Here is a 20,839-nt window from a genome sequence, read left to right on the forward strand (position 1 = left end):
CGGCACACGCTAGGAAGACGCAGGTCAGGCGCACATGTGGTGGGGCTACATAGTTTGGGGCCCACCTATCCGCGCAGCCTCTATGTCTGCCGGTACGAGGGACTTGTCGTAGTACACCGTGTGGACGTTTCCGGCGCGCCAGCGAAGACCAGGGCCCGGGCCAGGGTGACGGCCCGGGATTTCACGGGGCGCGAGGCGGGAACGGGCGGCCGGACCATGGTCCCGGGCACACGGCGCCGACGGGCGGCCCGGCGTGCCGGGAGCGACCAGAAGGAGACCTGCGATGGCGAGGGTGCTTTTGCAGCAGAAGGTGGGTGTCGTGTTCAGCCGTGGCCCGGTCTTTCGATGAGAAACCTTCGCCAACCGGCCGTGGTCGCCTGCCGGATGCTCGTCAGCCTGCTGCTCGACGACGAATGGATCCAGCCGGTGTCGGCCGATCTGATCTACGACAGCATGGACCCCTACGCCGTCTGCATGGCCTTCCACGTGGCCGGTGACTCGGTGGTGTGCTGGGTGTTCGCCCGGGACCTGCTGATCGGCGGCCGGTCCCGCATCACGGGGGAGGGGGACATCCGTGTGTGGCCCTCGGCGCGCGGCGCGGTGAACGAGGTCTGCGTCCAGCTGCGGCCGGGCGGGGAAGCGGAGCGGGTCGTCCTCATCGCGTCGGCACGGGCCGTGGAGGCGTTCCTGCACCGGACCCTGCAAGCGGTGCCCGCGGGCACGGAGACAGGTCACCTCGACCTGGACGACCTCGCCGACCAGCTCCTGAACCGGCCGGGCAGGCCGCACGGGTAGCCCCGGCAGTCCCGACGTCCGTCCGGATCACCGCGGTCGGGCCGGTGTCATGGGCGCAGGAGGGTGTTGAGCCGGGCGGCCTGGCGGGTCAGGTGGTCGCGTTCGGCGAGGTTGGGTGCCGTCCGCGCCGCCTCGGCGTACAGCCGGGCCGCGGTCGTCAGGTCGCCGTCGCGTTCGTGGAGGTGGGCCGCCACCGCCGTGTGGCGGGGCAGCGAGGAGTCCAGCTCCGCGAGCGCGGCCAGACCCGCGCGCGGTCCGTCCGCCTCACCGACGGCGACCGCGCGGTTGAGGCGGGCGACGGGGCTGTCGGTCAGGCGGACGAGCTCGTCGTACCACTCGACGATCTGCACCCAGTCGGTCTCCTCGGCGCGGGCCGCGTCCGCGTGCAGGGCCGCGACGGCGGCCTGCGCCTGGAACTCGCCGAGCCGGTCGCGGGCGAGGGCCGCCTGCAGGATCTCGACGCCCTCCGCGATCGTCCCGGTGTCCCACCGGCCGCGGTCCTGCTCGGCGAGCGGCACCAGGCTGCCGTCGGGCGCCGTGCGAGCGGTGCGGCGGGCGTGGTGCAGCAGCATCAGGGCGAGCAGCCCCGCCACCTCGGGATGGTCGACGGCGGCCGCGAGCTGCCGGGTGAGCCGGATCGCCTCGGCGGCGAGGTCGACGTCCCCGGAGTAGCCCTCGTTGAAGACCAGGTAGAGGACGCGCAGCACGGTGGCGACATCGCCGGGCTGCTCGAAGCGCACCCCGGAGACGGTGCGCTTGGCCCGGCTGATGCGCTGCGCCATGGTCGCCTCGGGCACCAGATAGGCCCGGGCGATCTGCCGGGTGGTGAGCCCGCCGACGGCGCGCAGGGTGAGCGCGACGGCGGACGAGGGCGTGAGGGACGGGTGGGCGCACAGGAAGTAGAGCTGGAGCGTGTCGTCGACCGCGGACGCGGGCCCCGGCGGCGGCTGTTCCTCCAGACGGTCCTCACGCCGACGGCGCGCGCTGTCCGCCCGGGCCTGGTCGAGGAACTTCCGCCAGGCCACGGTGACCAGCCAGCCCTTCGCGTCCCGCGGCGGGTCGTGCGGCCACCCGCGGACCGCTTCGAGCAGGGCCTCCTGCACGGCGTCCTCGGCCGCCGCGAAGTCGGCTCCGCGGCGGACGAGGACCGTGAGGACGTTCGGCGTGAGGCTCCGCAGCAGGGCCTCGTCCATGGGCGAGCTCACTCCTGCGCGGGAGCCGTGCTGGTGCAGTGTTCGGCGAAGTCCGTGACGTTGGGGTGCGGGTTCATGAACGGGCGCACCTCCAGCCACTCGTGGATCGGCCTGCCGCCCGCCCCGGGAGCGGCCGACAGCTCCGCGGCCAGTTCGACGGCGCGCTCGTGGCTGTCCACGTCGATGATCATCCAGCCGGCGATGAGGTCCTTGGTCTCGGCGAACGGGCCGTCGGTGACCGGCGGGCGCCCCTCACCGCCGTACCGGACCCAGCTCCCCTCGGGGGTGAGCGCCTGGCTGTCGACGAACTCGCCGGACTTCTCCAGCCGGGCCGCGAAGTCGTTCATGTACCGCACGTGCGCCGAGATCTCCTCCGGTGTCCACTGGTCCATCGGCACGTCGTTCACCGGAGCCGGGGCGCCGCGGTAGTGCTTCAGCAGCAGATACTTGGCCATCGTGTCCTCCTCGGTGCTGGTGCGACCCCTCGTGGCCGCGTTCACCCCTGGGACGGAGCCGGTCGGGTGTTCTCGACATCGCCGCGAGGATGTGTTCGCGCCCGGATCTCGCCGAGCCATTCCGTGCCCAGCCGGCGCCCGTCGGGGAGCTGGTCGTCCCGCTCCCAGCGCCATGTCGTGATCATCGCCAGGACGAGGAGCCGGCAGGCGCGCAGCAGCTCCTGATCGACCCCCGGGTAGTGGTCGCCGACGTCCTCGGGCGCATGGGCGAGGTCGAATTCGACGGGTCCACGGCAGCAGGTCTCGAGGTCGATGAACAGGGGGCCGTTCGCCGTGGTGAGCAGGTTGCCCGGGTGCGGCTCGCCGTGCAGCAGCTGATCGGGGCCGGCGCGCTCGCCGATCACTTCTCTCAGGTTCCGCAAGGTGCCGCCGAGCAGTTCCCGGTCCGCGCCGGTGAGCGCCGGAGTGCGGTCGCGGCTCGCCACCAGGTGTTGGGCCTGTGCGACCCGGTCCGTGAAGTGGGGTGCGGGGACGTGGAGTTGGCGCATGCCGGCGTGCAGCCGCCGGAGCGCGTGGGCGTAGTCGGCCGGTGCGATCTGTCGTGGTCCCGCGGGTTCGTAGTAGGTCCAGAGCGTGATGACGAAGCCGTCGTGTCGGTGGACGCGCGGCTTCACGCGAGGATCGAGTACGGCAACGGGGCACCCGGCCTCGGCGAGTCGCTGGGCGAGGTCGACCTCGAATCGCGCGACCTGATCCGCCGCCAGTGCCACCCGGGCAAGGACGTCGCAGGGCAGCAGCCGCAGGGTGAGTTTGTTGGAGTCGTGCAGCACGATCGCGTCGTCGACGCTCAGGCCCAGGGACGAGGCGGTCGCCGTGGCCGCCGCCACGGCGCGCGGGAGCACGGACGCCTGCATCGTCGCCTTGCCTCTCTCCCGTGAGTGCCGCAACTCTCGCACCCTACCAAGGCGCACTCCGCGACCGTGGTCACGGAGTGCGTTTCAGCAGCGGCTCGTCATTCGGTGGGAGTGGTGCGGATGGCGGCGATGTCGAATTGCAGACGCACTTTCTCGCTCACCATGGCACCGCCTTCGGCGAGTTTGGCGTTGTAGGTAAGACCCCATTCGGAGCGGTTGATGGTGGTGGTGCCGTCGAATCCGACACGTTCATAGCCGAAGGGGTCGGTCACATGGCCTATGTAGGTGAGTTCCAGCACCACGGGACGCGTCACCTTCTTGATGGTGAGGTCGCCGGTCATGCGGTAGACATCGTTGCCGTCGACCTCGACGGCGGTGCTCCGGAAGCTCATCCGGGGGTAGTTGCGGGCGTCCAGGAAGTCGCGGCCGACCAGGTGCGCGTCGCGTTGTTCCACGCCGGTGTCGACGCTGGCGGTGGACAGCACGATCTCCGCCTGCGAGCGGGCGGGATCGTGGCCGTCGAAGAAGAGCCTGCTGCGGTACTCGGTGAAGGCTCCGCGCACGGTGGTGACCATGGCGTGCCGGACGGAGAAACCGATCCGGCTGTGCGCCGGGTCGATCATCCATTCCCCGGTCAGGGAGGCCAGGGTGGGGGTGGCGGCACCGGCGGTGGGGGAGAACGCCGGCGGCCGGGTGGTGGGGGACGGTGAAGCTGCGGGGGGAGCCGGGCGGCGCAGGGACGCAGCGCGGGTGAACAAGTTCATGGTTCACGTAGTTACTTCATGAAAGATATTGCCGCAAGCCTGCTTCACGTCCCGTGGCGGCCCGAACATAACCCACACACATTCACCACGGAATCGGTTCGCGGCGATAATGCCGGATTCGCCGATATCCGTCAGGGCTCGCGGTGTTCGTGCGCCGCCTGCTCCAATTCCTCCGCCTCCGCCTCGGCCAGCCGTGCCTCCGCGGCCACGTCGATGGAGCGGGTCAGCCACCAGTACAGGGCGCCCGCCACCGGCAACCCGATGAACAGCGAGATGTCCGCACCGCCGAGCGCGTCCGCCACCGGGCCGGTGTAGAGGGTGCCCACGGCGAAGAACGGCACCATGACGCCGAAGCCCACCAGATAGGCGATGATGCCCTGCCAGCCCCAACGGCCGTAGATTCCATGCGGGTTGAAGATCTCGGCGATGGCGTAGTGACCGCGGCGCACGACGTAGTAGTCCATCAGGTTGACCGCGGTCCACGGGATGAACAGATAGAGCACCAGCAGCAGGAAGTTGTTGAAGTTCTCCAGGAAGTTGGAGGTCGCGGCCAGCGCGCCGACCAGGGAGAGCGCCGCGGTCAGTCCGATGGTCACCAGCCTTACGCTCAGCGTCGGGCGCACCCGTCTGATCGAGTCGACGGCGCTGATCAAGGTGAGCGAGCCGCCGTACATGTTGAGCGCGGTGACGGAGACCAGCCCCAGCACGGCGAAGAGCAGCACGATCGCGCCGAAGCCGGTGAAGACCTTGTCGCCCGCCGCGTTGATCGACTTGATCGTGTCGAAGTCCTTGCCGGCCCAGGCGGCGAGCAGCGCGCCGAGCACCATCAGCCAGATGCCGCCGAGGGCGGAACCGAAGTACGTCCAGTAGAAGGTCTTGCGGACGGTGACGTCCGGCGGGAGATAGCGGGAGTAGTCCGAGACGTAGATCGCCCAGCTGATCTGGTAGCCGGCGACCACGCCGAACTGGGCCAGGAACGGCGTCCACTTGAAGGCGCCGAGGTCGAAGGAGCCGGCCGGGTAGTGCAGGGTGACCAGGACGCCGACGGTGAAGATCCCGAAGACGACCAGGAAGGTGTAGGTCAGGAACTGCTCGGCCTTGTGGATGACGTCGTAGCCGACCAGCGCGATCACCAGGGCGACCACGGTGACCACGACCACCCACAGCTTCACCCCGCCGTGCACGGTGGTGTGCATGGCCTCGCCGGCGAGGATGGTGTTGAAGACGTTGAAGCCCGCGTACTGGATGTAGGCGAACAGCCACACCAGCAGGGCGCCGATGTAGCCGAACTGGGGCCGCGACTGGATCATCTGCGGCAGACCCAGCTGGGGGCCCTGGGCCGAGTGGAAGGCCATGAAGAAGGTGCCGAGGACGGTGCCGGCCACGATCGCGATCAGCGACCAGATGAGGTTGCCGCCCTCGGTGATGCTGATCAGGCCCACGGCGAGGGTGGCGATCTGGGCGTTCGACATGAACCACAGCGGGCCCAGGTGCCACAGCTTGCCGTGGCGCTCGTCGAGCGGAACGTAGTCGATGGAGCGGATCTCCAGCCCCGACACCCGCGGTTCCGATGTTGTGGTCACGGCGCCTCCAGAGTGTTCCATCCACCCTTGTGGCCGGATTCCTTCCCTGGAATTGTCTGGCCAAAGGTCACATTGCCGACCCTTGACCAGACAATTCTCCTGGTCAGACCGCCGGGCTGGGGAAGGTGGGGTACTCCACCCCGGAGACGTGCTGGACGACCCGGATGACCTGGCAGGAGTAGCCGAACTCGTTGTCGTACCAGAGGTAGAGGATGGCGTTGTCGCCCTCCACCTTGGTGGCGCCCGCGTCGATGATCGAGGCGTGCCGTGAGCCGATGAAGTCGCTGGAGACCGCGTCGGGGGCGGTGGTGAAGTCGATCTGGCGCCTGAGCGGCGAGGTCAGCGACACCTTGCGCAGGTGGTCGAGTACCTCCTCGCGGTCGGTCTCGCGGGCGAGTTGGAGGTTGAGGATCGCGATCGAGACGTCCGGCACCGGGACCCGGATCGAGCTGCCGGTGATCCGCGCCCTCAGGTCGGGCAGCGCCTTGGCGACGGCGGAGGCGGCACCGGTCTCGGTGATGACCATGTTCAGCGGCGCCGAGCGGCCACGGCGGTCGGCCTTGTGGTAGTTGTCCAGCAGGTTCTGGTCGTTGGTGAACGAGTGCACCGTCTCCACGTGTCCGCGCAGCACGCCGTACTCGTCGTCCATCGCCTTCAGCGGCGGCACGATCGCGTTGGTGGTGCAGGAGGCGCAGGACAGGATCTGCTCGTCGGGCTTGATCGTGTCGTGGTTGACGCCGTGCACGATGTTCGGGACGTCGCCCTTGCCCGGCGCGGTCAGCACGACCTTGTCGATGCCGGGACGCAGGTGCTGGGACAGGCCCTCGCGGTCGCGCCACTTGCCGGTGTTGTCGATCAGGATCGCGTTGCTGATGCCGTACGCCGTGTAGTCCACCTCGGAGGGGTCGCCTGCGTAGATCACCTTGATCGCGTTGCCGTTGGCGAAGATCGTGCTCGACGCCTCGTCCACGGTGATCGTGCCCTGGAACTGGCCGTGGATGGAGTCCCGGCGCAGCAGCGAGGCCCGCTTGACGAGATCCTCGGGGGCCCGCTCGCCGCCGCGCACGACGATCGCGCGCAGCCTCAGGCCGTTGCCGGAGCCGGCCTTCTCGATCAGCAGGCGGGCCACGAGCCGGCCGATACGGCCGAAGCCGTAGAGGACGACGTCGCGCCCGACGCCTCCCTCGATCTTGTTGGCGCCGGTGGCCCCGGCGACGGCCTCGGCGGTGAACGCCTCCACCGTCAGGCCCCGGTCGTCGTCCTTGTACGTCGCGGCCAGCATGCCGATGTCGATCTGCGAGGGGCCGAGGTCGAGCGTCGTCAGCGCCTGCAGGAAGGGCAGGGTCTCGGTGACCGAGAGCTCCTCGCCGGCGATCTGCCGGGCGAAGCGGTGGGTCTTGAGGATGCTCACCACCGACTTGTTCACCAGGGAGCGGCTGTGCAGCAGGACGGTGACGTCCCGCTCGCGGTGCAGCTTCCCGATGATCGGGATCATCGACTCCGCGATCTCCTCGCGGGTCTTCCAGTTGGTGAACGAGTCGTCGTTGACAGTCACAGATCCATCTTTCGAGCTAGGCAGCGCTCATATGTTAAACCCCTCGTGTTTCGATACTTCGAACGGGGGTGCCAGGCGGTGAACGCGGAGCGAATCGAGACGATCCGGCTCCCCGTCCGTACCTCACGGTCATGGGGGCCTGCCCGCCCCGCCGACCGCCACCGGAACCGATCGAGGGACACCATCACCATGAACGCAACCGCAGCCATCGGCGTGACCGGCCTGGGGGTCATGGGCCGCAACCTGGCGCGCAACTTCGCCCGCCGCGGGTACACCGTCGCCGTCCACAACCGCACGGCCGGCCGCACGCGCGCGCTGATGGAGGTGTACGGCGACGAGGGCTCCTTCGTCCCCGCCGAGACGGCCGAGGAGTTCGTCGCGGCCCTCGAACGCCCCCGCCGCCTGATGATCATGGTGCAGGCGGGTGCCGCCACCGACGCGGTCATCGCGGAGTTCGCCCCGCTCCTGGAGCCCGGCGACATGATCATCGACGGCGGCAACGCCCACTTCGCCGACACCCGCCGCCGCGAGGCCGCCCTGCGCGAGCGGGGCCTGCACTTCGTCGGCGCCGGCGTCTCCGGGGGCGAGGAGGGCGCCCTGGAGGGACCGTCCGTCATGGTCGGCGGCTCGGCGGAGTCGTACGACGTGCTCGGCCCGATGTTCGAGACCATCAGCGCCAAGGTCGACGGCGAGCCGTGCGCCGCCCACATCGGCAGCGACGGCGCCGGACACTTCGTCAAGATGGTGCACAACGGCATCGAGTACGCCGACATGCAGCTCATCGCCGAGGCGTACGACCTGCTGCGCCAGGTCGCCGGATACACCCCGGCCGAGATCGCGGACGTCTTCCGCCGCTGGAACGACGGCCGGCTGGGCTCCTATCTGGTCGAGATCACCGCCGAGGTCCTCGCCCACACCGACCCGGAGACCGGCGCCCCCTTCGTCGACGTCGTGGCCGACGCCGCCGGGCAGAAGGGCACCGGCCGCTGGACCGTGCAGACCGCCCTCGACCTCGCCTCCCCGGTCACCGCCATCGCGCAGGCCACCTTCGCCCGCGCCGCCTCCGGCCAGAGCGAACTGCGCGCCGCCTACGCGGGCCTGCCCGGCGGCACCCGGCCCCACCTGAGCCGCACCGAGGCCGAACGCTTCGCCTCCCAGGTCGAGCACGCCCTGTACGCGTCCAAGGTCATCGCCTACGACCAGGGCCTGAAGATGATCCAGGACGCGGCCGCCGAGTACGGCTGGAAGATCGACCTCGGCACCGTCGCCAGGATCTGGCGCGGCGGCTGCATCATCCGCGCCTCCTTCCTCGACCGCATCCGCACCGCCTACGCCGCCGACCGCGAACTGGTCAGCCTGCTGGGCGAGATGGAGTTCGCCATGGAGATCACCGACGCGCAGGTGCCCTGGCGGGAGACCGTCGCCTCCGCCGCCCGCCGCGGCATCCCCGTCCCCGCGTTCTCCGCCGCGCTCGCCCACTACGACACCCTGCGTGCCGACCGCCTGCCCGCCGCCCTCCTGCAGGGCCAGCGCGACTACTTCGGTGCCCACACCTACCAGCGCACCGACCGGCCCGGCGCCTTCCACACCCACTGGGCCGCCCCGAGCCGCCCGGAGACCCCCGCCTGACCCGCCCCGGGCGTGACCCTCGGGCGGAACCGGTCGTTCCCGAGGGCATGATCCACACATCAAGCGCGGACTCGGCACGGCCGCCCCGGCGCTCGCCGCCATGGCGGCCCTGACCGCCCCCGCCCCACACAAGGTGCCCTGCCACCGCACCTCGAGCAGGGCGACGACGCCAACTGGTTCGTCACCGACATGAAGGGCGAGACCTTCGCTGGCGGGGACAACAACGAGGACGACGCGGGCCTGCTCATGCCCGGCGCCTACACCTGCGCCGACGTCTGCCCACCCCTGCCGTTCTGGGACCGCTGAACGGGCCTCACAGGCACAGGGCGACATTCACAGCCGGGGCGCGACCCCGAACCGCGGGCCGAGAGCCGGCTCGTCGCCGCCCGCCAGCTCCGTCACCCGGCGGTGCACCTGCGTCAGATCGTCCAGCAGATCGCGTGTCTCGTCCTTGGGCAGCCGCGCGGTGCGGGCGATCTCCTCCAGGTGGACGGGCATGCCGCCGTGCTGTCGCTGGGCCGCGACGAGGGCCTGGAAGACCTGCTCGTGACGGTCGCTGTTGTCGATCATCGGATTGCTTCCTGTGGGGTACGTCCGGCCCTACGGGTAACCACCCCGCCCAAGGTCATCACACGCCGGTCGCTTGATCCTTGACGCCCTCACCCACCCGACCTAGCCTCCCCTGGTCACGTCTGGACACGTCTGGACAGGTAGGTCGACCATGCCAGACCCCTCGGATTCCCCCGACAACAGATCCACGGCCGGCCGGCTCCAGGTGGAGACGCACGGCCTCGACGTCATCGGCGACGCCGAACGCAAGGGCACCCCGCGCACCCTGTTCTGGCCCTGGTTCGGCGCCAACGTCTCAATTCTGGGCCTGAGTTACGGCGCCTTCGCGCTCGGCTTCGGCATCTCCTTCTGGCAGGCCCTGATCGCCGGCGTGATCGGCATCGTCTTCTCCTTCCTGCTGTGCGGTTTCATCGCCGTGGCCGGAAAGCGCGGCTCCGCACCGACGATGGTGCTCGGCCGGGCCGCCTACGGTGTGCGCGGCAACCGGCTGCCCTCGGTGATCTCCTGGGTGCTCACCGTCGGCTGGGAGACCGTGCTGTGCGCGCTCGCCACCATGGCCACCGCCACCGTCTTCGGGCGGCTCGGCTGGGGCGGCGGCACCGGGACCAAGGTGGTCGCCCTGCTCCTCGTCGGCGCACTGACCGTGGTCGGCGGTGTGATGGGCTTCGACCTGATCATGCGACTGCAGACCCTGATCACCGTCGTCACCGGTGTGCTCACCGTCGCCTACATCGGGCTGGTCGCCGACCACATCCACTGGAACACCGTCAGCGCGATCCCGGCCGGTTCCGCCCAGGAGTTCATCGGCGCGCTGGTGTTCATGATGACCGGCTTCGGACTGGGCTGGGTCAACGCGGCCGCCGACTACTCCCGCTATCTGCCACGCCGTTCCTCCAGCCGGGGCGTGATCGGCTGGACCACCTTCGGCGCGTCCCTGGCACCCCTGCTCCTGCTGGTCTTCGGCCTGCTGCTGGCCGGCTCGTCCACCAAGCTGAACACGGCCGTCGCCGCCGACCCCATCGGCGCGCTCACCACCATCCTGCCCACCTGGTTCCTGGTCCCCTTCGCCGTGGTCGCCGTGCTCGGACTGGTCGGCGGCGCGGTCCTCGACATCTACTCCTCCGGCCTCGCCCTGCTCTCGGCGGGCATCCGGATCCCCCGCTATCTGGCCGCCTTCGTCGACGGCGTCCTGATGATCGCGGGCTCCGTCTACATCGTCTTCTTCGCCGACGACTTCCTCGGCCAGTTCATGGGCTTCCTCACCACGCTGGGCGTCCCCATCGCCGCCTGGTGCGGCATCATGCTCGCCGATCTGCTGCTGCGCCGGCGCGACTACGACGAGGGCGACCTCTATCGGCCCTCGGGCCGCTACGGCGACGTACAACCCGTTCCGCTGCTGCTGACCGTCGTCGCCACGGCCCTCGGCTGGGGCCTGGTCACCAACGCGGCCGCGAGCTGGCTCACCTGGCAGGGCTATCTGCTCGGCCCCTTCGGCCTCGGCGGCAAGTCCGGCTCCTGGGCCTACGCCAACCTCGGCGTCCTCGCCGCGCTCGCCCTCGGCTTCCTCGGCACGCTCGTCCTCGGCCGCGCCCGCGTCCACGCCCAGGAGGCACTGGCGCCGAGCCCCGCGGACGCGGGGGCCGCCGTATGAGCGGCGGCCTGCTCGCCGTCATCGACATGCAACGCGTGTTCGCCGAACCGGACAGCCCCTGGGCCGCGCCGCGCTACGCCGAGGCCGCGGCGGGCGTACGACGCCTGCTGCCGGCCTTCGGTGACCGGGTCGCCTTCACCCGCTTCCTGGCCCCCGCGAAACCCGAGGGTGCCTGGCGGTCCTACTACGACCGCTGGCCGTTCGCGCTCCAGCCGCCGGACGCCCAACTCTGGTCCCTGACGGAGGACTTCGTCCCTCACGCCCGCCACACCCTGGACGCGACGACCTTCGGCAAGTGGGGTCCGGATCTCGCCCGCCGCCTCGGTCCGGCGGACCGCCTCGTTCTGACCGGCGTCAGCACCGACTGCTGCGTCCTGTCCACCGCCCTCGCCGCCGCCGACGCGGGGGTCGAGGTCGTGGTCGTCACGGACGCGTGCGCGGGAGCGGACGACACGGCACACGCGCGGACACTGCGAATCATGGAGTCCTACGGCCCGTTGATCCGTCTGACCACGGTCACCGAGCTGCTCGCGGAGGCGGGGTGAGCCGCAAGCCGATCGCCCGCGACCGCCGCCGCATCGCCCTCCTCGGCGGAGGCTTCGGGACTGGGGGTCCGCTGGATGGCTGGGTCCTGGGCCACGCGCGTACCTCCTTGCCGCGCGTCTGCTTTCTGCCCACCGCCAGTGGCGACGCCCCGGCGTACGTGGAGTGGTTCCTCGAGGCGTTCGGCGCGCGCCGGGACTGCGAGGCGTCCGTACTGCCCTTGTTCCAGCGGGAGTTGGACGATGACGCGTTGCGCGCGCAGGTGCATGCGCAGGACGTCGTGTACGTCGGCGGGGGCAACACCGCGAACTTGCTGGCCGTCTGGCGCGTGCACGGCGTGGACCGTCTGCTCCGGGAGGCCTACGAACACGGCACGCTGCTGTGCGGCACCAGCGCCGGCGCCAACTGCTGGGCGGAGGCCTCCCACACCGACTCCTTCGGTCCCCTGAGCCACCTCCGGGACGGACTGGGGCTGCTGTCCGGCTCGGTCTGCCCTCACTACGACAGCGAACCGGGCCGGCGCCCCTCCTACCGGGCGGCCGTGGCGGACGGTTCGCTGCCGGGCGGATGGGCGCTGGACGACGGGGTCGGGGCGCTGTTCCTGGACGGCGAGCTGGCGGAAACGGTGTCGGTGGCGCCCGGCGCTCATCTGTACCGGGTGGAGCAGGACGGACGCGGGGGCGTGCAGGAGTGGGTCGTCGGCGGGCGTTCGCTGGTGTGAGGGGCCTGGCCTGATTCCGGTGGGCCTGCCCTGCGATCACATTCCGCTCACTTCCCTGGGCTGTCGACGCGGTGGCCGGCCCCGTGGATTCTCCCGGTGGCGGGGGAATGGGCTGCTCCGGATCGGGTACGCGACCCGGAGCCCTGCCCGGAGGCGATCTTGTTCCGGGCGTGTCGTAAGACCGTCGCTACCAGGGGATCTGCCATGGAGACACCTGCCCACGAGAACAACCCCACACCGGCACGGCAGGCGCTCGACGCGCTGGCCGTGAACACCGACGACACGGCGGCGCTGGACACGCTGGCCGGCAGCGAGGTCCTCGTCCCGGTGCCGGACGACGCGAACCAGGACGACGCCGGCGACCCCTCGGCCGTGGCGCTGCCCGTCCTGGAGCAGCCGGACGGCGACCCGGTGGTACCCGTGTTCACCTCGGAGGTGGAGATGGCCGAGCTGCTGCCCTTCGTCTCCCGCTACCGCCTGGTCCCGCTGGGCGCCCTCGCCTCCCAGTGGCCGGCCGACGAACTGTCCCTGACGATCGACGCGGGCTCCGAGCACCCGCTGACCCTCACCGCGGAAGGCGTGCGCACCCTGCTCGCGCGGCCCTGAGCCCGTGCCGCGAGAGCTCCCGTGCTCGCGCGACCGGAGCGCGAACGGCACCGACCCCGTTCTCAGCCCCGGACGCGTGCAGCCGGGGCCGACGACACGGCTGGTGCGGCGTCGTGGCACGGGCTGCGCGGCCGACCGCTCCGCCCGGTCCGCTCGTGAGCTGACGAAACTGATCGCCGGTCGCCGCAGCGGGTCACAATGTCCGCATGGAATGGATCTCCGGCGTGGCCGGCGGGCTGTTGCTGGCGGTCCTGGTCGGCAGCGTCCTGCGCACCCTCGTGGTGCCGCGGGGCCTGTACTCGATGCTGGTGTACCGGCTGTGGTGGCTGCTGCGCCGCCTGCTGCGGCTCGCCGCGCCCGGCGGGGGATACGACGCCGTGGACCGCGCCCAGACCTGGCTCGCGCCCCTGATCCTGATCGGCATGCTCACCACCTGGCTGGGCGGCGCGCTGCTCGCCTTCGGCCTGCTGCTGCACGCCCTGTCCGGGCTGTCCTGGGGCAGTTCCTTCCGTGAGGCCGGCTCCAGCCTGCTCACCCTCGGTTTCGCCAGCGGCGACCGGCTGCGGCTGTCCGCGCTCGACTTCGTCGCGGCGGCCACCGGACCCGTCCTGATCGCCCTGCAGATCGCCTACCTGCCCACGCTGTACGCCGCCTACAACCGCCGCGAGCTGGAGGTGACCCTGCTGCAGTCACGGGCCGGGGAGCCCGCCTGGGGTCCGGAGATCCTGGCCCGGCAGTGGCTGGTCGACACCGAGACCGCTCTGCCGGAGCTGTACCGGGCGTGGGAACGGCTGGCCTCCGACGTCGGCGAGAGCCACTCCGCGTACCCGGTGCTGATGGCGTTCCGCTCGCCACGCCCGTACCGGCACTGGCTGGTCGGCCTGGTCGCCGTGATGGACGCGGCGGCCGTCCAGCTCGCGCTCACCCCGCGCACCGCCCCGCCGGCCGCCCGCCTGGTGCTGCGCGCCGGTTTCACCGCCCTGCGCGACATGGCCCGCGCCCAGCGCATCCCCTTCGACCCCGACCCCGCCCCGGACGCCCACATCCGGCTGACCTATGTGGAGTTCGAGGCCGCGGCGGCCATGCTGGAGGCGGCGGGCTTCCGCGCCGAACGCCCCACCGCGGAGGCCTGGCCGCACTTCCACGGCTGGCGCGTCAACTACGAGGCCATCGCCTACGAGCTGTGCCGCCGCTGCGACGCCGTACCGGCGCTGTGGACCGGGCCGCGCGACTTCGACTCGACGCCCGTTCCGCCGCGCCGGCCCGCGGACCGCAGACCCGGCGAGGGGCGGCCCGAGCTGCCTCCGGCCGGCTGAGCCGGGTGACGCGTCAGAAGGCGACCGCGGTGGCGAGGCAGAGCAGGCCGAGAACGAACACGGCGGCGAGCAGACCGATCACGGTCGTGCCCCGGCGGTGGCGGCGGCCGACAGCGGGAAGGTGACGCCGGTCAGTTCCTCGGAGACGGTCCACAGCCGGCGCGCGGTCGACGGGTCGCTGGCCGCCGCCGAGCGGCCCACGAGGGTGGGGGCGCCGCGCATCTCGCCGAGACCGTCCGGTCCGACGTAGCTCGCACCGGGCAGGTCCTGGACGGCGGCGTAAAGGGTGGGCAGGGCGCCGGCCTTGTTGTCCTGGGCGACGAAGCGGTTGCCGACCCGCATGAAGAGACGGCGCAGGGCGCTGCCGTCGTGGCTCTGGAGGTTGGTGGCGGCCCAGCCCGGGTGCGCGGCCGTGGCACGTACGGCCGAACCGCTCTCGGTCAGGCGGCGCTGGAGTTCCAGGGTGAACAGCAGGTTGGCCAGCTTGGACTGGCTGTAGGCCTTCATCGGGGCGTACTCGCCGCTGAGGTTGAGGTTGTCGAAGTGGATACGGGGGCTGCCCGGCATCCGGTGGGCGCCGGAGGACACGGTCACCACCCGGTCGGTGATGTGCGGCAGCAGCAGGTTCGTCAGGGCGAAGTGGCCCAGATGGTTGGTGCCGAACTGCGTCTCGAAGCCGTCCTTCGTGGCGGATTCGGGGATGTTCATGACGCCGGCGTTGTTCACGAGCAGGTCCAGGTCGCCCTGCCAGCCCGCGGCGAACTCGCGCACGGAGGCGAGATCGGCGAGGTCGAGCCGGCGGACCTCCACGCTGCCGTGTACGCCCGCCGCCGCGGCCGCTCCGCGCTGGGGGTCCCGCACGGCGAGCACCACGTGCGCGCCCGCGCCGGCCAGCGCCTCGACGGTGGCGATGCCGAGCCCGCTGTTGGCGCCGGTGACGACGGCGGTGCGGCCGGTCTGGTCGGGGATGTCGATGACGTTCCACTTGCTGGATGCAGTAGTCATGCCAGCGAATGTAGGCGTTGCCAACAATGCTGTCAATGCCAACAATGGTGACGACGTCAACAATGCTGTCGCCGACAACAAAGCTGACGATGACAACAATGTAGGCGGAATAAACATGACGGGTACACTGACGTCCATGCACACCCGCACACGCAGCTACCACCACGGAGACCTGCGCGCCGCGCTGCTGACCCGCGCCGAGGAGACGTTGAGAGACAAGGGGCCCACCGCCCTGTCGCTCCGGGAACTCGCCCGCGATCTGGGCGTCAGCCATGCCGCGCCCAGCCGCCACTTCAAGGACAAACAGGCACTGCTGGACGCCCTGGCGCGAGTCGGCTTCGAGCGGCTGCGCGAGACACTGGAGGCGTCACAGGAGGGTGTGGGGGAGGCGTTCGCGGAGCGCCTCGACGTGATGTTCCGGGCGTACGTCGGTTTCGCCCTGGACAATCCCGCGCTCCTGGAGCTGATGTACGCACTCAAGCACGCCCCCGAGGCCTCCGCGGAGCTGGTCGAGGCGACCGGGCGCTGGTCGGAACTCCTCGAGCGGGTGATCGACGAAGGGCAGCGCCGCGGTGAGGTCCGCAAGGGGGAACTGGAGCGCGTGGGCGTGCCGATCTTCGCGGCCCTGCACGGCTACGCCGAGCTGGCGGCCGCCGGACATCTGCCCCCGGAGGTCCACGAGCACGGGCTGGACGAGGTGATCGCCTTCACCCTGCGCGGCTGCGCCCCGGACGGGGCGTGAGGGGGCGGGTCTCAGCCCAACATGCGCTGGAGCGCCGCCCGTTGCAGCGGCAGAACCTCGGCGTGCAGGTCGCGGCCCTTGCGGGTGAGGGTGACATACACGCCGCGCCGGTCCTCGACGCACACGGAGCGCTCCAGCAGGCCGTCCTTCTCCAGCCGGGCGATGAGCCGGGACAGCGCGCTCTGGCTGAGATGGACCCGGCCGACCAGGTTCTGCACCCGGCACTGGTCACCCTCCCGGGGTGCCTCGGACGCGAGGATGTCGAGCACCTCGAAATCGCTCGCGCCCAGGCCGTGGGGGTGCAGTACCCGGTCGATCTCGCACATCGTGCGCGCGTGCACGGACAGGATGTCCCGCCACTTCTCCTCGAGCCCGGCCCCGGCCGTCTTCACTGCCATACCCGCACGGTAACACCGAACGAGCCATTCGTTGAGTGTGCAACCAATGCGGCTGCATGCAGCGCGGGCCTTCGTCAGGCGGCCGGGTCCTCGAGGAGCCCGATCAGATTGCCGTCCGTGTCCTTGAGCGAGGCGATCAGCCGGCCGTTGCCGACGTCCCGGACGTCCTGCACGATCTCCGCACCGGCCTCCACCAGCGCGGCCAGCCGGCCGCGGATGTCGGTCACGTGCCAGTACGGCACCGGCCCGGTCAGGCCCTGAGCGTGACCGTTGGGGTCCAGGCCGACGTCCTGCCCGGCGTCCTTGAAACCGACGTAGTACGGCTCGTCCGCGTACGGCTCCACCTCCAGCAGGGCGCTGAAGAGGGCCTTCGCCCGGTTGATGTCCTTGACGGGGTAGATGATGGTCTTCAGGCCGGCAGTCATGACGGGCTCCTCCGTGTCCGGTGGTCCGACGGGTTTTCGTCGGTGGTTTCACGCTAGGGCGGGGGAGCGGGATGTGGCTTCTCGGATCCTGACCGGTTGCGCCGAGGGGGGCTCAGCGCTCCGCCACCAGCAGCCGGTAACCGACGTCGACACTGTCCCGCGCGAGCAGATCCGCGTGCCGGGCGTGCCAGCGGCCCGAGGACAGATCCGCGGCGAGCCTCGCCAGCCCGGGCGCCAGGACGTCCTCGCCGGTCTGGGCGAGCAGGGAGACACCGGCTCGCACCCGCGGATCGAGGTAGGCGTGCGGACGGCGCCAGAAAGCGGCCCCGAAACCGTCCGTGCAGTCGTACGGGACCGGCACGGGCTCCTGACGCGCCCCGCCCAGCCAGGAGGTCAGCCGTTCGATGGGAAGGGCTCGGGCGTCGTCGAAGACGGCGACCTCGGGAAGGTAGTCGCGCACCAGCCAGAACCGCTCACGGAAGACCTCCTGGTCCCAGGTCAGCACGACGATCCGGCGCCGGGCGACCCGGCACATCTCGGCGATCCCGGCCGCCGGATCACTCCAGTGGTGGACGGTCAGCAGCGCCATCACCGCGTCGGCGGCACCATCCCGCAACGGCAAACGCTCGGCGACCGCGCGCACCGCCGGGGCGGAACCGGGCGGCCGCTGGCCGACCATCACCCGGCTCGGCTCCACCGCGAGCACGGTGCACGCCGGCTCGTAGGAACCGGTACCGGCCCCCACGTTGACCACGTCCGTGGCGTCCCCGAGCGCGGCGTGGATCCGCGCGGCGATCCGCGGATCCGGCCGCCGGGTCAGGCCGTACGTCGTACCGAGCGAGTCGTAGAGGGCCATGGCCCTCAGTATGCGAAGCGACCGGCACACCGAGGGCCCGTTCGGGACGTTACGTCAAGTCCCGCTTCACCAGCTCCGTCGGCAGGATCACCGCCGCCGCGTCCTCGCTCCCGATCTGCGCCGGCAGCACCCGCACCATCTCGGCGCTGATGCGGTCGTAGGGCTGACGGATCGTGGTGAGGGCAGGCGTGGCCTGCGTAGCGGCGCTGGAGTCGTCGAACCCGCCCACGGCGACGTCCCCGGGCACCCGGCGGCCCGCCCGGCGCAGCGCCGCGAGCGCGCCCTGCGCCATCAGGTCCGAGGCCACGAACACGGCGTCCATGTCCGGGGCCTGCGCGAGCAGCCGCTCGGTGCCCGCGTCACCGCTGGCACGGCTGTGGTCCCCGGAGACGACGAGCCGCCCGCGATCGTCGAACTCGGTGCGTCCCTGGACTCGTTGAGCACCGTCCGCGGCACCCGTACCGAGGCCGACGTGGCCGTCGTGTGGGACTGGCGGTCCCGGTGGGTGCAGAACCTCGCCTGGCGGCCCAGTGCGGACCACGACCCCCGCGAGCGCGCCGACGCCTTCTACGAGGTGCTCTACGACCGCCACCTCACGGTCGACTTCGCCCATCCGGAAGCCGACTTGTCGAAATATCCCCTTGTCGTCGTACCGGCCCTGTACCTGTCGGCCTGTCGGCCTGTCGTACTACGGCTACTGGCACGGCTCGCTCGCCGCCGCGCAGACCACCCTCGACGACGTGGTCTCCCGTTACGGCAAGCCGGTCTTCGTCGCCGAGACGGCCTACCCCTTCACTCTGGCCCAGGACGACGCGGTCGCAGGCATCGTGGAGGCGGTCCTCAACCACAAGGGGCTGGGCGTCTTCTAGTGGGAGGCCACCTGGACCGCGGTCACCGGCAACGGCTGGGACCCGGCCGACTCCACCTCCGGCAACGGCTGGGAGAACCAGGCACTGTTCGACCACAACGACAGGGCCACATCGGCCATGAGCTGGTTCAGCCACCGCCGAACCGACGAGCCGAGGGCCCGGTCGCAGGGGAGCGGCCGGGCCCTCACCCCTCACGCTCGGTTCCTGCGGGGGAGGTACTCACCGTGGTCCTCCTCGTCCTCCTCGTCGGGCTCGTCCGTGTACCCGAAGCGCTCACACAGCAGCCGCCCCACCAGGGCGCCGCCGTAGACGACGAAGCCGACGCCGATCAGCCAGGACTCCACGACCAGGATGGTGCCCATGGGGCCGTAGCTGACCGCGTTGGTGACCAGCAGGGGAGTGAACACCAGGTAGGAGAACCAGCGCAGGCCCACCAGGCCCGCCATGGTCGCGAGGGCTCCGGGCAGGAGATGGCGCCACTGCACCTGGCGGTGGAGCAGGAAGTGCGGCCCCCACCAGAAGAACAGCACCCCGATGGCCACGCTGAGCACGATGCGCGGCGGTCCCTGCAGCACGTTGCGGGTCTGCACCTGCGCGTACACGTACATCATCAGGACGACCAGCCACACCACCTGCTGCCAGAGCCGGTGCCAGGGACCGGCGTACGGCTTCCAGATCCGCTCGTAGCCGCTCTGCACGCTGGAGGCGAAGGACAGGCCGAACAGGGCCAGCAGCGCGATACTCCAGGCGCCGGTGGTGCTGATCACCCGCTTGGGCGGGCCGAAGACACTGGTCAGCGCGTGGGCGGAGCGGCCGGACAGGTCCATGCCGTCCACCAGCCACAGCGCGAACCCGCCGTGTCCCAGCGGGTCCGCCGCCGCGACCACGATCAGCAGCGGTGCGAGCGTGACCAGGGCCAGGGTCGCGAACCCCATGGCCCGGTGCAGCAACTCCAGCTCCCTGCCCCGCCGGTGCAGCTCGGCAAGCCCCAGCCGATGCCACCAGGCGGCCGACCGTGACATGGGGACCACCCCTTCTGGATTCCGGTACGCCTTTACGCGCATGGTCCGGTGGGGACACTGGTGGCGATGTCCAGAGTGGCCCCGAAACCCCGGAGGTAAACCTGATCGGGTGACGCGGTACCCGGTGTGCCGTCGTCCGCATGGCAGCGTGAACCGTCCGACCTCGTCGAGGAGCTTTTCATGGAGCGTGCCACCGAACTCGTCCCGCTGCGATACGTCGCCATCGGCGGCCGGGGCCCCGAGGACGTCGTCGCCGACGCCCGCGGCCGGGTGCTGACCGGAGTGGAGGACGGCCGCATCCTGCGCGTCGACGGTCTCACCGGGCCGGGGCCGGCCCGTGTGGAGGTGCTCGCCGAGACCGGGGGCCGCCCCCTCGGCCTCGAACTCCTTCCCGACGACGTCCTGTTGGTGTGCGACGCCGAGCTGGGGCTGCTGCGGGTCGATCTGCGCGAGGGCATCGTCCGGATCCTCGCCGACTCGGTGGCGGGGGAGCGGCTGCGGTTCTGCAGCAACGTCGTGGCCCTGTCCGACGGCAGCGTCTGCTTCACCGTCTCCAGCCGCCGCTATCCCCTGGACCAGTGGATCGGCGACATCGTCGAACACACCGGCACCGGCCGGCTGCTGCGCCTGGCGCCCGGAAGCGAGCGCCCCGACGTGCTGATGGAGGGGCTGCAGTTCGCCAACGGTCTGGCGCTGAGCGCCGACGAGTCCTTCCTGGTCGTCGCCGAGACCGGCGCCCGCCGCCTCACCCGCTACTGGCTCACCGGTCCCCGGGCCGGACACGGTGAGCCCTTCACCGAGAACCTGCCCGGCATGCCCGACAACATCTGGCGCGCCGCCCCCGACGGACCCATCTGGGTCTCGCTGGCCGGCCCGCGCGTCCCCCCGCTCGACCTGTTGCACCGCGCCGCCCCGGCCGTGCGCGCAGCAGCCGCCCGCGTCGCCGTCCACGCCCCCTACCGCCCCACCGGCACCGTCGGCGTCCTCGCGGTCGACGACCTGGGCGGGATCGTCCACCACCTCGCCCGCCGCCGCTCCGGCTACCGCTTCGTCACCAGCGTCTGCGAGGCCGCCGGCCACCTCGTCCTGGGCAGCCTGTGGGAGCGGGGCCTGGCGGTGTGCGAGCGACCGGCCCCGAAATGACCTCGGCGCGGCCCGGGCGCTACCCTGTAGCCCGGCCGCGACCCCTCGCGGCGCGGCGGTGGGGCCCGCCGTACCCGAACCGCG

The 20,839-nt window shown here is 71.0% G+C and carries 21 protein-coding genes and 3 pseudogenes; 11 read left to right on the forward strand and 13 right to left on the reverse strand.

What is annotated here, in order from left to right; translation table 11 throughout:
* Positions 1-345 precede the first annotated feature (345 nt).
* The gene (locus tag ABZ453_RS14425) at positions 346-795 is read left to right on the forward strand and encodes an SsgA family sporulation/cell division regulator (RefSeq protein ID WP_359014996.1); all 450 of its coding nucleotides are present in this window, start codon (positions 346-348) and stop codon (positions 793-795) included.
* A 47-nt stretch (positions 796-842) separates the two neighbouring features.
* On the opposite strand, the gene ABZ453_RS14430 is transcribed toward ABZ453_RS14425, so the two are convergent.
* From ABZ453_RS14430 to ABZ453_RS14455, 6 genes are all read right to left on the reverse strand, one after another.
* A complete protein-coding gene (locus ABZ453_RS14430; protein WP_359014998.1) occupies positions 843-1,988 on the reverse strand; it encodes a DUF6596 domain-containing protein in 1,146 nt (381 codons plus the stop codon).
* A gap of 8 nt (positions 1,989-1,996) precedes the next feature.
* Positions 1,997-2,443 (reverse strand): YciI family protein, encoded by a 447-nt coding sequence (locus tag ABZ453_RS14435; RefSeq protein ID WP_359014999.1) that lies wholly within the window; start codon positions 2,441-2,443, stop codon positions 1,997-1,999.
* A gap of 41 nt (positions 2,444-2,484) precedes the next feature.
* On the reverse strand, positions 2,485-3,357 hold the full coding sequence (locus ABZ453_RS14440; RefSeq protein ID WP_359015001.1) for an aminoglycoside phosphotransferase family protein: 873 nt from the start codon (positions 3,355-3,357) through the stop codon (positions 2,485-2,487).
* Positions 3,358-3,455: 98 nt separating this feature from the next.
* On the reverse strand, positions 3,456-4,121 hold the full coding sequence (locus tag ABZ453_RS14445; RefSeq protein ID WP_359015003.1) for a YceI family protein: 666 nt from the start codon (positions 4,119-4,121) through the stop codon (positions 3,456-3,458).
* A gap of 131 nt (positions 4,122-4,252) precedes the next feature.
* Positions 4,253-5,704 (reverse strand): cytosine permease, encoded by a 1,452-nt coding sequence (locus tag ABZ453_RS14450; protein WP_359015005.1) that lies wholly within the window; start codon positions 5,702-5,704, stop codon positions 4,253-4,255.
* Between the two features lie 103 nt (positions 5,705-5,807).
* Positions 5,808-7,259, reverse strand: a complete 1,452-nt coding sequence (locus ABZ453_RS14455) for a glyceraldehyde-3-phosphate dehydrogenase (RefSeq protein WP_359015007.1) — start codon at positions 7,257-7,259, stop codon at positions 5,808-5,810.
* Positions 7,260-7,448: 189 nt separating this feature from the next.
* Between ABZ453_RS14455 and gndA the strand changes: the two genes are divergently transcribed.
* Positions 7,449-8,888: an NADP-dependent phosphogluconate dehydrogenase gene (gene gndA / locus ABZ453_RS14460; protein ID WP_359015009.1), complete on the forward strand. Its 1,440-nt coding sequence runs from the start codon at positions 7,449-7,451 to the stop codon at positions 8,886-8,888.
* A 333-nt stretch (positions 8,889-9,221) separates the two neighbouring features.
* Here the strand turns inward: gndA and ABZ453_RS14465 are convergent, their stop codons facing one another.
* A complete protein-coding gene (locus tag ABZ453_RS14465; RefSeq protein ID WP_359015011.1) occupies positions 9,222-9,458 on the reverse strand; it encodes a hypothetical protein in 237 nt (78 codons plus the stop codon).
* A 151-nt stretch (positions 9,459-9,609) separates the two neighbouring features.
* Here ABZ453_RS14465 and ABZ453_RS14470 point away from each other — a divergent pair, with 151 nt between their 5' ends.
* The 5 genes from ABZ453_RS14470 (at position 9,610) to ABZ453_RS14490 (ending at position 14,295) form a co-directional block, all read left to right on the forward strand.
* Entirely contained in the window at positions 9,610-11,109 is a 1,500-nt protein-coding gene (locus tag ABZ453_RS14470; RefSeq protein ID WP_359015013.1) for a cytosine permease, read from the forward strand.
* Complete coding sequence (locus ABZ453_RS14475; protein ID WP_359015015.1) at positions 11,106-11,654, forward strand: cysteine hydrolase; 549 nt, start codon at positions 11,106-11,108, stop codon at positions 11,652-11,654. Before ABZ453_RS14470 ends, ABZ453_RS14475 begins: the two co-directional genes overlap by 4 nt.
* Positions 11,651-12,373: a peptidase E gene (locus tag ABZ453_RS14480; protein WP_359015017.1), complete on the forward strand. Its 723-nt coding sequence runs from the start codon at positions 11,651-11,653 to the stop codon at positions 12,371-12,373. The genes ABZ453_RS14475 and ABZ453_RS14480 overlap by 4 nt, the downstream gene beginning before the upstream one ends.
* Positions 12,374-12,577: 204 nt before the next feature.
* Positions 12,578-12,979 carry an SseB family protein gene (locus ABZ453_RS14485; protein ID WP_359015019.1) on the forward strand — a complete coding sequence of 134 codons (402 nt, stop codon included), beginning with the start codon at positions 12,578-12,580 and terminating at the stop codon, positions 12,977-12,979.
* 206 nt (positions 12,980-13,185) lie between these two features.
* On the forward strand, positions 13,186-14,295 hold the full coding sequence (locus ABZ453_RS14490; protein ID WP_359015021.1) for a hypothetical protein: 1,110 nt from the start codon (positions 13,186-13,188) through the stop codon (positions 14,293-14,295).
* A 78-nt stretch (positions 14,296-14,373) separates the two neighbouring features.
* Here the strand turns inward: ABZ453_RS14490 and ABZ453_RS14495 are convergent, their stop codons facing one another.
* Complete coding sequence (locus ABZ453_RS14495; protein WP_359015023.1) at positions 14,374-15,300, reverse strand: oxidoreductase; 927 nt, start codon at positions 15,298-15,300, stop codon at positions 14,374-14,376.
* A 136-nt stretch (positions 15,301-15,436) separates the two neighbouring features.
* Here ABZ453_RS14495 and ABZ453_RS14500 point away from each other — a divergent pair, with 136 nt between their 5' ends.
* Complete coding sequence (locus tag ABZ453_RS14500; RefSeq protein ID WP_359015024.1) at positions 15,437-16,042, forward strand: TetR/AcrR family transcriptional regulator; 606 nt, start codon at positions 15,437-15,439, stop codon at positions 16,040-16,042.
* A gap of 11 nt (positions 16,043-16,053) precedes the next feature.
* On the opposite strand, the gene ABZ453_RS14505 is transcribed toward ABZ453_RS14500, so the two are convergent.
* The 4 genes and pseudogenes from ABZ453_RS14505 to ABZ453_RS14520 all read right to left on the reverse strand — a co-directional run.
* Positions 16,054-16,440: a MarR family transcriptional regulator gene (locus ABZ453_RS14505; RefSeq protein ID WP_359015026.1), complete on the reverse strand. Its 387-nt coding sequence runs from the start codon at positions 16,438-16,440 to the stop codon at positions 16,054-16,056.
* A 74-nt stretch (positions 16,441-16,514) separates the two neighbouring features.
* Complete coding sequence (locus ABZ453_RS14510; protein WP_356764758.1) at positions 16,515-16,865, reverse strand: VOC family protein; 351 nt, start codon at positions 16,863-16,865, stop codon at positions 16,515-16,517.
* Positions 16,866-16,977: 112 nt separating this feature from the next.
* A complete protein-coding gene (locus tag ABZ453_RS14515; protein ID WP_359015028.1) occupies positions 16,978-17,721 on the reverse strand; it encodes a class I SAM-dependent methyltransferase in 744 nt (247 codons plus the stop codon).
* A gap of 49 nt (positions 17,722-17,770) precedes the next feature.
* Positions 17,771-18,121: pseudogene (locus ABZ453_RS14520) on the reverse strand (substrate-binding domain-containing protein); the annotation flags it as partial.
* 6 nt (positions 18,122-18,127) lie between these two features.
* Here ABZ453_RS14520 and ABZ453_RS14525 point away from each other — a divergent pair.
* Positions 18,128-18,388, forward strand: a pseudogene (locus tag ABZ453_RS14525) (beta-galactosidase trimerization domain-containing protein); the annotation flags it as partial.
* Positions 18,389-18,395: 7 nt separating this feature from the next.
* Positions 18,396-18,728, forward strand: a pseudogene (locus ABZ453_RS14530) (glycosyl hydrolase 53 family protein); the annotation flags it as partial.
* Positions 18,729-18,781: 53 nt separating this feature from the next.
* On the opposite strand, the gene ABZ453_RS14535 reads toward ABZ453_RS14530, so the two are convergent.
* Positions 18,782-19,612 (reverse strand): ribonuclease BN, encoded by an 831-nt coding sequence (locus ABZ453_RS14535; RefSeq protein ID WP_359015030.1) that lies wholly within the window; start codon positions 19,610-19,612, stop codon positions 18,782-18,784.
* 180 nt (positions 19,613-19,792) lie between these two features.
* Here ABZ453_RS14535 and ABZ453_RS14540 point away from each other — a divergent pair, with 180 nt between their 5' ends.
* A complete protein-coding gene (locus tag ABZ453_RS14540) occupies positions 19,793-20,755 on the forward strand; it encodes an SMP-30/gluconolactonase/LRE family protein (protein ID WP_359015032.1) in 963 nt (320 codons plus the stop codon).
* Positions 20,756-20,839 lie beyond the last annotated feature (84 nt).

It is taken from the genome of Streptomyces sp. NPDC005799, from assembly GCF_040630525.1.
GTDB lineage: Bacteria > Actinomycetota > Actinomycetes > Streptomycetales > Streptomycetaceae > Streptomyces > Streptomyces griseorubiginosus_B.

Excerpts from the sequence above, each read along its gene's own strand:
- ABZ453_RS14515 (WP_359015028.1), bottom strand. The coding sequence starts at position 17,721 with ATGGCCCTCTACGACTCGCTCGGTACGACGTACGGCCTGACCCGGCGG.
- ABZ453_RS14500 (WP_359015024.1), top strand. The coding sequence starts at position 15,437 with ATGCACACCCGCACACGCAGCTACCACCACGGAGACCTGCGCGCCGCG.
- ABZ453_RS14490 (WP_359015021.1), top strand. The coding sequence starts at position 13,186 with ATGGAATGGATCTCCGGCGTGGCCGGCGGGCTGTTGCTGGCGGTCCTG.
- ABZ453_RS14485 (WP_359015019.1), top strand. The coding sequence starts at position 12,578 with ATGGAGACACCTGCCCACGAGAACAACCCCACACCGGCACGGCAGGCG.
- ABZ453_RS14505 (WP_359015026.1), bottom strand. The coding sequence starts at position 16,440 with ATGGCAGTGAAGACGGCCGGGGCCGGGCTCGAGGAGAAGTGGCGGGAC.
- ABZ453_RS14475 (WP_359015015.1), top strand. The coding sequence starts at position 11,106 with ATGAGCGGCGGCCTGCTCGCCGTCATCGACATGCAACGCGTGTTCGCC.
- ABZ453_RS14430 (WP_359014998.1), bottom strand. The coding sequence starts at position 1,988 with ATGGACGAGGCCCTGCTGCGGAGCCTCACGCCGAACGTCCTCACGGTC.
- ABZ453_RS14425 (WP_359014996.1), top strand. The coding sequence starts at position 346 with ATGAGAAACCTTCGCCAACCGGCCGTGGTCGCCTGCCGGATGCTCGTC.
- ABZ453_RS14435 (WP_359014999.1), bottom strand. The coding sequence starts at position 2,443 with ATGGCCAAGTATCTGCTGCTGAAGCACTACCGCGGCGCCCCGGCTCCG.
- ABZ453_RS14510 (WP_356764758.1), bottom strand. The coding sequence starts at position 16,865 with ATGACTGCCGGCCTGAAGACCATCATCTACCCCGTCAAGGACATCAAC.
- ABZ453_RS14540 (WP_359015032.1), top strand. The coding sequence starts at position 19,793 with ATGGAGCGTGCCACCGAACTCGTCCCGCTGCGATACGTCGCCATCGGC.
- ABZ453_RS14465 (WP_359015011.1), bottom strand. The coding sequence starts at position 9,458 with ATGATCGACAACAGCGACCGTCACGAGCAGGTCTTCCAGGCCCTCGTC.
- ABZ453_RS14445 (WP_359015003.1), bottom strand. The coding sequence starts at position 4,121 with ATGAACTTGTTCACCCGCGCTGCGTCCCTGCGCCGCCCGGCTCCCCCC.
- ABZ453_RS14495 (WP_359015023.1), bottom strand. The coding sequence starts at position 15,300 with ATGACTACTGCATCCAGCAAGTGGAACGTCATCGACATCCCCGACCAG.
- gndA (WP_359015009.1), top strand. The coding sequence starts at position 7,449 with ATGAACGCAACCGCAGCCATCGGCGTGACCGGCCTGGGGGTCATGGGC.
- ABZ453_RS14470 (WP_359015013.1), top strand. The coding sequence starts at position 9,610 with ATGCCAGACCCCTCGGATTCCCCCGACAACAGATCCACGGCCGGCCGG.
- ABZ453_RS14440 (WP_359015001.1), bottom strand. The coding sequence starts at position 3,357 with ATGCAGGCGTCCGTGCTCCCGCGCGCCGTGGCGGCGGCCACGGCGACC.
- ABZ453_RS14535 (WP_359015030.1), bottom strand. The coding sequence starts at position 19,612 with ATGTCACGGTCGGCCGCCTGGTGGCATCGGCTGGGGCTTGCCGAGCTG.